This window comes from Streptomyces sp. SPB074 (assembly GCF_000154905.1).
Taxonomy (GTDB): Bacteria; Actinomycetota; Actinomycetes; order Streptomycetales; family Streptomycetaceae; genus Streptomyces.
On the sequence record NZ_GG770539.1, the window covers coordinates 6,120,137 to 6,126,828 of the forward strand.

Sequence of the window (6,692 nt, forward strand, 5' to 3'; positions counted from 1 at the left end):
GGCCACACGGGCCCGCTCGGGAACCGGTCTTCACCAGACGTGGACCTTCCTCGTGCGGCCGGCGGCGCTCAACCGTCGTCGCCGGTCAGGGCGGTACGGGGCGCACGAAGCCTGCTGCTCGCGCTCGGCGGTCGCTTCCGGACCGGCGGCGGCACCGTCACGGCCCGGCTCGGCGACACGCCCGTCGACCCGCTGCGGCACTCGGCGCTCGCCCGCGCCAGGCCCGGCCTCGACCTCGTACCGCAGTGGACCGTCCGCGAGCACCGGGCCGAACGCGCCGCGACCACGCGCACGTTCAGCGAGGAGAGATTCGCGGCGGCCGGCGCGCTCCTCGACTGCGCGCCCCCGGCCCCTACCGTCGCCGGACGGCTCACCGCCCGCGACCAACTCCTCTTCGCCGTGGCACTCGCCGCCGCCGAACGCCGCCCCGCCGTCCTCGTGGACGACGTCGACGCCGGGCTCGGCGGCGCCGACCTCCGCGAGGTCTGGCTGCGCCTGGCCCGGCTCGCCGAGGCCGGGATCACCGTGCTCGCGACCGCCGCCGCACCCCCGCCCCCCGACTGGGCGGTCCCCCTCGCCGCGTACACCACCCTGTCCCCGCGGACCCCGGCCGCCGACGCCACGAGGAGGCCGTGATGCGCGTCCTGCGCCTCGCCCAGCTCGAATTCCGCCGCTTCCGCGGCCCCCTCTCGCGCCTCGTGCCGTGGGTGCTCGCGCTCGTCCCGCTCCTCTACGGATCGCTCTACCTCTGGTCGAACTGGGACCCGTACGGCCTCCTGCACCGCGTCCCCGTCGCGATCGTCAACGAGGACAAGCCCGTCGAGGTCCAGGGCCGCACCGTCGACGGAGGCGCGCGCCTCGTGCGCGCCGTGCGGGAGAGCGGCACCTTCGACTGGCACACGAGCGACGCCGCCACCGCCCGCGACAAGCTCGAAAGCGGTGACTACTTCTTCACCGTCACCGTCCCGCGCGGCTTCAGCGCCGACCTCGCCGGCAGCCTGAGCCGGGAACCGCGCCGCGCCACCGTCCACCTCGAACTCAACGACGCCAACGGCTTCATCATCGGCAAAGCCGCCGACCAGGCACGCCTCGAACTCCAGAACCAGCTCTCCGCCACCGCCCAGGAGGTCGAACTGCGGCAGGTCTTCGGCCAGGGCAAGGAACTCAAGGACGGACTCGGCCGGTCGGCCGCCGCCGCGAAGGAACTCGCCGGGCGGGCCGGGGACCCGGCCGCGACCGGCCCCGGCCTCCAGCGGCTCTCCCAGCAGCTCGCCCGGCTCTCCTCCGCCGTCCCGCGCCCGCCCGAGGGCCAGGCCGCGAAGGAACAGGCGCAACTGCTCGCCTCGCCCGTCGCGGTCACGACCGCCAACCTCCACCCCGCACACCTCTACGGGCGCGGCATGACACCGTTCTTCTTCTCGATCGCGCTGTGGGTCTTCGGCCTCGTCGGCTACCTCGTGCTGCGCCCCTACAACCCGCGCGCGGTGGACGAGGGCAGACCCGCCACCGCGACCCTCGCCGGCTGGCTGCCCACCGCCCTCCTCGGCGTCCTCGGGGGCCTCGTCCTGTACGCGGTCGTCCAGCTCGGCCTGGACCTCGACGCCGCCCACCCCTGGCTCCTGGCCGCCCTCGTGAGCCTCGGCGCGCTCTCCTTCGTCGCCCTCGCCCAGTTCTTCCGCGCCCTCCTCGGCTCCACGGGCGACCTGGTCCTCCTCGTCCTGCTCATGCTCCAGCTCACCTCCTGCGGCGGTCTCTACCCCGTCGAGACCACGCCCGCCTTCTTCCGCGCCCTGCACCCCGTCCTGCCCATGACCTACCTGGTCGACGGCCTCCGCGTCACCATCTCCGGCGGCCAGGGCTCGGCACTCGGCCTCTCCTTCGGGGTCCTGGCGGCGTACGGGGCGGCGGCGCTGCTCGCGACGGGGCTGCTCCTGGCCCGGAAGCGGCGCTGGAGCATGGGGCGGCTGAAACCGGAGATCCAGTTCTGAGGCCACGCGCCCGCCGGAACCCCTCCGGCGAAAAAGAGGCCGGGCCGGGGCCCCGGAACGGGCTCACCGGGCGAAACGGCACCTTCCGCCCCACACCCCGCGATACGCCGTTGTCCGTCCCACCCTCTACGCTGTTCCCCGTGACCCCGCCCGCCCTCCCCGACACCTCTTACGCGCAGCTCAGCGCGGGCCCGCGCCCCGCCCCCGGCCCCGCCGCCGACGAAGGGCTCGCCCGGCGCCTGCGCGCCCTCGCCTGCACCGCGCCCCTGCACGACCTCGACACCCGCAAGGCCAACCTCGCGGGCGAGTACACGCGGTACGCGATGGCCGAGGTCGCCCTCGCCGCGATCGACCTCGTCACCCTCCACATGGACTTCGACACGGGCGCGGACCACGAACAGATAGTGGCCAGACTCCTGCCGCGCGTCGGCGCGCAGGCCCCCGGACGGCCCGTCGCCGAGCACGAACGCGTCGCCCGCTGGGTCCTGGAGAACCTCATCAACGTCGGCAGCGCCGACCGGGGCTTCCGCGCCGTCTACGGCACCTTCGCGCCCGACGGCAGCTACGTGCGCCGCGACTACGACTTCAAGCTCATCGAGGAGGTCCCCGCCGCCGGCGGCACCGTCTTCCTGCGCGCCACCGACGAAGCGGTCAACGTCCTCGTCGGCGCGCTCGACACCGACGTCACGAGCGCGCAGATCGCCGCCGAGGTCAAACTGGAGGTCCTCATCAGCCGGGGCCGCCTCGCCGACGCGCAACTCGCCGCCGAACAGGCCCGCTACCGCACCGTCCAGTACGCCGAATCGCTGCGCCGTGCCCTGGAGTCCACCCGCCGCGACGTCCGCGCCGTCGACTGGCTGCACACCGTGCCCGACCTCATCGACGAAGCACTCGGCCACGTCGCCGACCGCTACCGGCACGAGAACGCGATCCTCACCAACATCCGCAAGGCCCGCGACGAGTCCGGGGAACCCGAGAACAAGCGCCGCGCCGCCGAACTCGTGGACATCGTCAAGGACTGCATCCGCCGGCACACCCAGCTCCAGTCCCGCCTCCTCGAAGCCGGGCCGCTCTTCCGCGCCGAACAGGACAGACAAGCCTTCGCCGACCACTCCGGACGCCCCGGGCTCGACCTGTACGGCCAGATCCTCTCGCCGGTCATCGCCCTCCCCGTCGAGGACGCCCTCCGCGTCACGGACGCGTGGTTCGCCCGCGGCACGGGCCTGCGCACCCCGGGCGCGGTACGGGTCGGCGACCTCGTGGACCTGCTCCTCACCCCGCCCGCCGAACGCGAGCACCTGGGCGCCGAGCTGCCCGAACCCGATCTCGTGGCGACCCCCGACGACAGCCGCTTCACCGAGGAGCAACTCGCCCTGGCCACCGGGCTGCTCCGCCTGGAACCCGAGGCCCCGCGCCGCCTCTCCGGGCTGCTCGCCGAGGCCCGCGCGACAGCCCGCGAGCACGGCGGCGGCCCGCGCGAGGCACACGAGCTGGCCCGCCTCGTCACCCTCCTCGCCTTCCACGCGGCGAGCCCCCCGGTCGGCACCGCGCACCGCCAGGGCGAACCCGGCGTCCTCTTCGCCGTGGACGACGGCACCGCGCTCGACGACCCCGACTTCGGCGGCGCCGACCTCATCGTCGGCACGGCGCTCCTGGAGGCGGCGCACGCGGCGACGGAGGCCGCGTCGTGACCCCCTCTCCCGCACCCCGCGCCGCCCGGCGCCCCGCAGTCCCGTCCGCGAAGGAAGCACGACCGTGAGCGAGTACGCCGCAGAACCCCCCTACGGCGAGGAGCAGGCCCCCGAGCCGCGCCCCGCGGCGGCCCCCGTCACCCCCGCCGACGCCGCGGACGCCGCCCGGCTCGTCGCCTTCGGCCTCCAGCCCAAGCTCCAGCCCGCCCGCGACGGCGAGTACACCGGCCTGCTGCGGCGCTACCGCGAGGACCCGGCCTTCGCCCGCCTCGCCGACGCCGTCGCCACCGGGCTCGGCCTCGTCGTCCTCGAAGTCTCCGAACGCGCCGGGATGGCCACCGCCGCGGCCGAGGACTCCGTCTTCGCCGTCCGCATGGGCGAGTACGCGCGCCGCGCCTCCACCGACACCGCCGACCGCTTCCTGCACGGCCTCGCCCACCTCAGCGTCGCCGCGCTCGCCTTCCCCCGGCCCGAGGACCTCGCCGACGACGGGTACATCGGGCGGATCAGCGTCAACGGCGTGGCCGCCTTCGTCCGCCAGGCGTGCCGCCGCATCGAGGAACGCGCCGAGAGCGCGGGCGAGAACACCGACCCCGCGACCGAGGCCCCGGGGCTCGAAGCCGCCTGGCGGGTCTGGGCGCGGCGCAGCGCCACGGGCGCCACCAAGGACGCCCGGCGCCTCGCCGGATCCACGACCGGCATCGTCGCCAAGGCCGTCGGCTTCCTCACCGACTCCGGCTTCCTCCAGCGCACCGGGGACGACGGCGGCGGCACCTACCGCACCACCCCGCGCTACCAGCTCCAGGTCCGCGACCTCGCGGGCGGCGCAGCGATGGCCGAACTCCTCGAACTCGGCGTCGTTACCGTCGGCGACGGCAGCCCGAGCCTCGTCCCCGCCGAGGACACCGACGACCTCGACCTCGTGGCGGAGGCGGGACTCCCCTTCCACGGCTGACGCGCCCGGCCGGGCGGCCCCCGGCCCGCGCCGCCACCGCCCGCCCGGCCGAGCGGTCCACGACCGCCCCGTCCCGCCCGATACTTCCCTTGCCGCCACTCCACCGCTGCCGAAAGTCCGCACCATGTACGAGCTGTCCCGGGTCCGCCTCTACTCGATCGGCCCCGCCGGGGCCCGGTACGCCGACACCGTGCTCGATCTGCGCGCGGTCGGCGCCCCCGTCCCCGAACCCGCGCCCACCCAGACGGAGTTCTTCGCGGACGAACCGAGCGGCCCGCCCCGCAGGCCCGCTCCCGCCGGGGTCCTCTTCCTGGAGAACGGCGGCGGCAAGTCCGTCCTGCTCAAGCTGATCTTCTCGGTCATGCTCCCCGGCCACCGCAACACGCTCGGCGGTGCCAGCTCGGGCGTGCTGCGCAAGTTCCTGCTCGCCGAGGACTGCGGCCACGTCGCCCTGGAGTGGCAGCACACGCGGACCGGCGAGTGCGTCGTCGTCGGCAAGGTCAGCGAGTGGCGCGGTCGGCAGGTGTCCCACGACCCGCGCAAATTCGCCGAGGCGTGGTACTCCTTCCGGCCCGGACCGGGACTCAGCCTCGATTCGCTCCCCGTGGCCGAGTCCAGCGCCGTCCGCCCGATCGCCGAGGGCATCTCCGCCGCACGGGGCCGCCGCCGCACCATGAAGGGCTTCCGGGACGCCCTCGCCGACGCCGGGAAGTTCTACACCCACCTCGACGTGCACTGGGAGGAGACGCACGAGCGCTGGACCGAGCACCTCGGCGAACTCGGCCTCGACCCCGAGCTGTTCCGCTACCAGCGCGAGATGAACGCCGACGAGGGCGAGGCCGCGGGACTCTTCGCCGTCAAGAAGGACTCCGACTTCACCGACCTCCTGCTGCGCGCCGTCACCGACACCCGCGACACGGACGGGCTCGCCGATCTCGTCCACAATTTCGGCGGCAAGCTCGGCCGCCGCTCCGAACTCCTCGCCGAACGCGACTTCACCGCCGGCTCGGTCGATCTCCTCGGCCGCATCATCGACGCCACCGCCCACCGCGAGCGCGCCCGCGACATCCACGGCGCCGCCGCCCGCCGCGCCCGCGCGCTCGGCCGCCGCCTCGCGGCCCGCGCCGCCGCCGAACGCACCCGCTCCGCCGAGCTGTCCGCACGGCTCGGCGCCGCCGCCGAAACCGTCACCGAGGCCGGGACCGCCCGTGAGCGCGCCGCCCTCGTCGCCGCCGAACTCGCCTACCGGCACGCCTCGCTCGCCCTCGCGGCCGGCGAGAAGACCGCCACGGCCCAGCGCCGCGAACTCACCGAGGCCCGCACCCTGCACTCCGCCTGGCAGGCCGCCGAGACCGTGCTGCGCGCCCGCGCCGCCGCCGACCGCTCCGCCCGGGTCGCCGCGGCCATCCGCGAGGCCGAACGCGATGCCGCGCCCGCCCTCGCCGCCCGCTCGGCCGCCGCCGCCGACCTCGTCCGCGCGCTCCAGGACGCCGCCGAGCGCGCCGAGGACCACGCGAGCGAGGAGGAGGAGCGCTCCGCGCACCTCCAGTCCGCCGGAGAGAGCGCCCACCGCGACGCCACGGCCGCCGCCACCGACGCCCAGCGCGCCCGCAGCGACGCCGGACACCTGCGCCAGCGCCTCGCCGAGGTCGAGCAGGAGACCGAGGAGGCCGTACGGGCCGGCTTGGTTTCGACGGCTCCGCGCCCGACGCGTACCCGGCCCGCTGCCTCGTTTCGTTGCGAGCGACGCCTAGTATTAGGAATTGTCTTCTTTTTTCTTGCTTTTTTGTTTTTCGTTTCGTTTTTTATTTTTCTTTATTTTTTTTTTTTTTTTTTTTTTTTTTTTTTTTTTTCTTATCTCTCCTTTCTCTTTTTGTTTCTTTTTTTTTTTTTTTTTTTTTTTTTTTTTTTTTTTTTTTTTTTTTTTTTCTTTATTTTTTTTTTTTTTCGTGTTTCTAGTATATTTGTTGGTTTTCTTTCTTAATTCTAGTCAATTCTATTTTTTATAATCTATTTTTTTTTTTTTTTTTTTTTTTTTTTTTTTTTTTTTTTTTTTTT

Annotated in this window: 5 protein-coding genes and 1 pseudogene; all 6 read left to right on the forward strand. The window is 72.4% G+C overall.

Annotated features, from left to right (window positions below; genetic code table 11):
• Positions 1 to 636, forward strand: a 636-nt coding sequence (locus SSBG_RS25970; protein WP_234010647.1) for a hypothetical protein, incomplete at its 5' end; no start/stop codon positions are given.
• The gene (locus SSBG_RS25975) at positions 636 to 1,988 is read left to right on the forward strand and encodes a YhgE/Pip domain-containing protein (RefSeq protein WP_037870653.1); all 1,353 of its coding nucleotides are present in this window, start codon (positions 636 to 638) and stop codon (positions 1,986 to 1,988) included. The genes SSBG_RS25970 and SSBG_RS25975, both read left to right, overlap by 1 nt.
• A gap of 140 nt (positions 1,989 to 2,128) precedes the next feature.
• Positions 2,129 to 3,679 carry a hypothetical protein gene (locus SSBG_RS25980; RefSeq protein ID WP_008749024.1) on the forward strand — a complete coding sequence of 517 codons (1,551 nt, stop codon included), beginning with the start codon at positions 2,129 to 2,131 and terminating at the stop codon, positions 3,677 to 3,679.
• Between the two features lie 64 nt (positions 3,680 to 3,743).
• Positions 3,744 to 4,634, forward strand: coding sequence for a hypothetical protein (locus SSBG_RS25985; RefSeq protein ID WP_008749025.1), 891 nt, complete (start codon positions 3,744 to 3,746; stop codon positions 4,632 to 4,634).
• Positions 4,635 to 4,758: 124 nt separating this feature from the next.
• A pseudogene (locus tag SSBG_RS25990) lies at positions 4,759 to 6,371 on the forward strand (hypothetical protein); the annotation flags it as partial.
• A 41-nt stretch (positions 6,372 to 6,412) separates the two neighbouring features.
• The gene (locus tag SSBG_RS35895) at positions 6,413 to 6,643 is read left to right on the forward strand and encodes a hypothetical protein (protein WP_158677811.1); all 231 of its coding nucleotides are present in this window, start codon (positions 6,413 to 6,415) and stop codon (positions 6,641 to 6,643) included.
• Positions 6,644 to 6,692 lie beyond the last annotated feature (49 nt).